At 70.3% G+C, this 3,910-nt stretch carries 2 protein-coding genes; both read left to right on the top strand.

Features of this window, described 5'->3' with window-relative positions; genetic code table 11:
- Positions 1-1,940 (top strand): methyltransferase (locus D7V88_RS39535; RefSeq protein WP_120545684.1); only part of this gene is annotated, 1,940 nt, incomplete at its 5' end.
- Positions 1,937-3,910: condensation domain-containing protein (locus D7V88_RS39530; RefSeq protein WP_147449076.1), on the top strand; the 1,974-nt coding region annotated here is incomplete at its 3' end. The genes D7V88_RS39535 and D7V88_RS39530, both read left to right, overlap by 4 nt.

The following is a 3,910-nucleotide window of genomic DNA, read 5'->3' as shown; positions in this document are numbered from 1 at the left end:
CGCTCGGCTACTGGCGCGATGAGCCCCGCACCCAGGCCAGCTTCATCACCCACCCCCGCACCGGCGAGCGCCTCTACAAGACGGGCGACCTCGGTCGCTACTGGCCCCACGGCGCCATCGAGTTCCTTGGACGCGAGGACTTCCAGGTCAAGGTCAACGGCTTCCGCATCGAGTTGGGAGAGATTGAAGCCGCGCTCGCACTCCACCCCTCCCTTCGCGAGGCCGTCGTCACCGCCGTCGGTGAACCCGGGGCCAACCGCCACCTCGTGGCCTACGTGGTCGCGAAGGACGCGCCCGCCTCGGACGTCTTCCCGGTGTCGAGCGCGGATCCATCCCAGGCCGGCAAGACCTGGCAGGAGTCCATCGACGCGGGACTGGCCCAGGCCCGACAGCCGCAGCACGACGTGGATCGGGACGCGTTCATCGGACTGTGGCGGAGCCTGGATGCGCTGTACCTGACCGAGCTGTGCGACGCCCTGCGGAAGCTGGGCCTCTTCGTGGCACCGGGCGAACGGCACGACGTGGACGGGCTCATGGCCCGGGGCCGGGTGGCCTCGCGCTACCGCAAGTGGATGTCGCGAGGCCTGCGCGTGCTGGCCGAGGAAGGCGTGCTGCGCCAGGACGGGGAGTTCTTCGAAGCGGTGCGGCCCCTGCCCGCGGGAGGTTCGCCCGAGCTGGCCTCACGCGTCCGCGCCCAGCTTGCCGCCGGACTGGGCTTCTCCCCGAAGGAGAGCGACTGGTTCCTCCAGGGCGTCGCGGATCTCCCCCAGGTGCTCACGGACGGCGCGCGCTCCGCGCAGGTCTACGCCGCCGAGGAGACGCCGCTCGTCTACCGCAAGCTCTTCCAGCGCTCCAACGAGGTCCTCGCCAGCGTGCTGCGCGCCGTCGTGGCCACCGGCGTCCAGGACAGGCCGCTGCGGATCCTGGAGGTGGGCGCGGGCTACGGTTCGACGACCGAACACCTGCTGCCGCTGCTGCCACCCGCGCGCTGCCACTACACCTTCACCGACATCTCGTCGTTCTTCCTCACGGCCGCCCGGAAGAAGTTCGCGGACTTCCCCTTCGTCGAATACGGCCTGCTGGACCTGGAGGCGAGTCCCCGGACCCAGGGCTACGAGCCCCAGTCCTTCGACATCATCATCGCGTCGAGCGTGCTGCACGACACCCGCCACCTCAAGGACAGCCTCGGCAACCTCCGGACGCTCCTCGCTCCGGGCGGACTGCTGCTGGTGTTGGAGGAGACGAAGTTCTTCCGCTCCTTCGATCTGATCATGGGCCTGCAACAGGGCTTCGACCGCTTCGAGGACACGCGGTTGCGCGCCCACCACCCGCTCCTGCCGAGCGACCAGTGGGTCCACCTGCTGCGCGATGCCGGATACGCCCAGAGCGCGCTTTTGAGCCACCCCGGCTCCCTCGCCGACGTCGTCGGGTTCGACGTGCTGCTGGCGCAAGCACCGCTCTCCGTCCGCCGCTTCGAGCCCGACGCCCTGCGCGACCACCTCTCCCGGAAGCTGCCGGACTACATGGTCCCCGACTTCTACGTGCCGCTGGACGCGCTGCCGCGGACGAGCACCGGGAAGCTCGACCGCAAGGCCCTGCCGGCCCTGGCCGCGCCCAGGCCCTCCGCGCCCGAGGACCTCGCCGGTCCCCGCACGCCCACCGAGGAGTTCCTGGTGAAGCTCTGGACGGCCCTGCTGGGCCTGGAGCGGGTGGGCCTCCACGGCAACTTCTTCGAGCTGGGAGGCGACTCGCTGCTGGCCACGCAGCTCACCGCCCGCGTGCGCGAGGCGTTCGAGATGGAGCTGCCGCTGCACGGCCTCTACGCCCACCCCACCGTCGCCACGCTGGCGGAGTACATCGACACGGTCCGCCAGGCGCTGCGCGCCACGACATCCGTTCCCGACACGAGTTCAGAGCCCAGAGAGGAGGGTGAGCTGTGAGAAGCATCATGGAGGTGCTGTCCGAGGTGAACCGCCTGGGCATCAAGCTGTGGGAGGAGGACCATCGCCTGCGCTTCAGCGCGCCCCAGGGAGCGCTGAGCCCGGAGCTGCGCAACGAACTGGTGGAGCGCAAGGCGGAGCTGCTCGAACTGCTCCACACGTCGGTGGAGCTGCCGCGAGCGGTGCCGGATCCCGAACGGCGTCATGAGCCCTTCCCGCTCACGGACATCCAGCAGGCGTACTGGGTCGGTCGCGCGGGCGCCGTCGACCTGGGCGGCGTCTCCACCCACGTGTACTTCGAGCTGGAGGGGCGGGGGTTGGACGTGGAGCGCCTCGCTCGCGCGTGGAATCGGCTGGTGCAGCGGCACGAGATGCTGCGGGCCGTCATCCTCGCCAGTGGCCAGCAGCAGTTCCTGGCCCAGGTGCCCACCTACGTCATCGCCACCAGCGACCTGCGCCGGGTGGGCGCCGAAGAAGCGACGCGCCTCATCGACGACGCGCGGCAACAGATGTCCCATCAGGTGCTGCCGACGGATCAGTGGCCCCTGTTCGAGCTCCGGGCGACGTTGCTGCCGGAGGAGCGCGTCCGCCTCCACATCAGCATCGACGTGGTCATCGCGGACGGCGCCAGCATGACGCGCCTCTTCCAGGAGTGGTCCCAGCTCTACGCGCAGCCGGACCTCCCGCTCGCGCCGCTGGAGCTCTCCTTCCGCGACTACGTGCTCGCGGAGGAACGCCTTCGCGACACGGAGCTGTACACGCGCTCGCGCAACTACTGGACGGAGCGACTGGACACCTTCCCGTCCGCGCCGGAGCTTCCGCTCGCCAGCAACCCGGCCACGCTGGAGAAGTACCAGTTCCAGCGACGCAGCGGCCGGCTGGAGCCCGCGACGTGGCGGCAGCTCGCGGCGCGCGCGCGCAAGGCGGGCCTCACGCCCTCCGGCCTGCTGATGGCCGCCTACGCCGAGGTCCTCGCGACGTGGAGCAAGGGCAAGCGCTTCGTCCTCAACCTCACCCTCTTCAACCGCCTGCCGCTGCACCCGCAGGTCCACGACATCGTCGGCGACTTCACGTCCATCAACCTGCTGGAGGTGGACGGCGCGCTGCCGGGCACGTTCACCGACCGGGCCACCCGGCTCCAGCAGCAGTTGCTGAAGGACATGGACCACCGCTTCTTCGGAGGCGTGCAGGTGCTCCGCGAGCTGGCGCGCCGCGAGGGCGGCACTCCGCGCACGCTGATGCCCGTGGTCTTCACCAGCGGCCTCGCCCTGGGGAGCTCCGGCCAGGGAGCCTCCGCACTCAACGAACTCGGGACGCTGGTCTACGGCATCAACCAGACGCCGCAGGTGTGGCTGGACCTCCAGGTCCTCGAACAGGACGAAGGGCTGGCCATCAACTGGGACGCGGTGGAGGCGCTGTTCTCCCCAGGAATGCTGGATGACATGTTCGAGGCCTACCGCCAGCTACTGGAGACGCTCGCGGCGGGAGAGAAGGCCTGGACGGACGCCACGCTCAGCCTCACGCCCGCGGCGCACCTGGCCCGGCGCGAAACCATCAACGCCACCGGGGCCCCGCTCCCCGACGGCCTCCTGCACACGCCCTTCCTCCAGCAGGCCGCGCTGCGTCCCCAGCAGCCCGCCATCCTCAGTGGAGACCTCAGCCTCACCTATGGTGAGGTCGCGAAGCTCGCCACCGACCTGGCCCATCGGCTGCGGGACGCGGGCGTCCAGCCCGACACGCTGGTCGCGGTGGTGATGGAGAAGGGCTGGGAGCAGGTCGTCGCCGTGCTCGGCATCCTCATGGCTGGCGCCGCCTATCTGCCGGTGGCCGCCGAACTTCCCCTGGAACGCCGCCGTCACCTGCTGAGCGTGGGAGAGGTCCGCGTGGTGGTGACCCAGCCCTGGGTCGATGAGCGGGACGAATGGCCCGAGGGCTCGCGGCGGCTGCGCGTCGACCGCGCTCCCCTCGCC

This window comes from Corallococcus terminator (genome assembly GCF_003611635.1).
Taxonomy (GTDB): domain Bacteria; phylum Myxococcota; class Myxococcia; order Myxococcales; family Myxococcaceae; genus Corallococcus; species Corallococcus terminator.
Note: the sequence above shows the minus strand (reverse complement) of the source record. Positions and strands in the feature narration are given on the sequence as shown.